The sequence below is a fragment of the Psychrobacter sp. 1U2 genome (assembly GCF_051847575.1).
Window position 1 is genome coordinate 1 of record NZ_JBPYDC010000425.1, and the last position, 1,101, is coordinate 1,101.

General features: G+C 42.3%; 1 protein-coding gene. It reads left to right on the forward strand.

Features of this window, described 5'->3' with window-relative positions; translation table 11 throughout:
* A partial coding sequence (sucD, locus tag ACS8FD_RS16310) for a succinate--CoA ligase subunit alpha (RefSeq protein ID WP_439276613.1) occupies positions 1-766 on the forward strand: 766 nt, incomplete at its 5' end.
* Positions 767-1,101: the final 335 nt, after the last annotated feature.

A 1,101-nucleotide genomic window follows, 5' to 3' on the forward strand; every position in this document is an offset into this window, starting at 1 on the left:
CGGCGTAACGCCAGGTAAAGGCGGTCAAACGCACCTAGGCCTACCAGTATTCAACACTATGGCAGAGGCGATGGAAGCAACTCAAGCTGATGCATCAGTAATCTATGTACCAGCGCCATTCGTACTAGATTCTATCGTTGAAGCAGTAGATGCAGGCGTGAAGCTAATCGTTGTAATCACTGAAGGCGTACCGACTATCGATATGCTAAAAGCCAAACGCTATCTAGAAGAAGCGGGCGATGTGCGTCTAGTTGGTCCTAACTGCCCAGGTGTCATCACTCCAGGTCAGTGCAAAATCGGTATCATGCCAGGTCATATCCATTTGCCAGGTAAAGTAGGTATCATCTCACGCTCTGGTACGCTAACTTATGAAGCGGTTGCGCAAACCACTAAGCTTGGCTTTGGTCAGTCAACCTGTATCGGTATCGGTGGTGATCCTATCCCTGGTATGAACCAAATTGACGCACTAAAACTGTTCCAAGACGATCCACAAACCGAAGCTATCGTACTAATCGGTGAAATCGGTGGTACTGCCGAAGAAGAAGCAGCCGCTTATATCAAAGAGCACGTGACTAAGCCAGTCGTTGGTTATATCGCTGGTGTCACTGCTCCTGAAGGCAAGCGTATGGGTCATGCTGGCGCTATCATCTCTGGTGGTCAAGGTACTGCTGAAGAGAAATTCAAAGCCTTTGAAGATGCAGGTATCGCGTATACTCGTGACCCAGCTAAAATCGGTGATAAGCTTAAAGAAGTTACTGGTTGGTAATATAGAACTAGTTCTAATATATAGACGTAAAATGTCAATAGAAGAAACACTCCTACATTGGGGTGTTTTTTTTGGTTGGAGAAAGTGTGCTTAGTACGTCTTAAACTAACTTTAGAAAAACCTCACTCAGGTATTATCATACATATATTGCTATAGTAAATTGGATAGAATAGCTATTAACGGCGATAAACGGGAATTTTTTAGTATAATAAGGGGATTTCTTAAATTAAATTTCGACGTTAAGCAGATATATTTACATAAATGAATATTCTGTAACGCTTGCTAACTAAAGCTTGAGCTTTAAGTAACTGATAAATCCATAAATAACAAGTGTT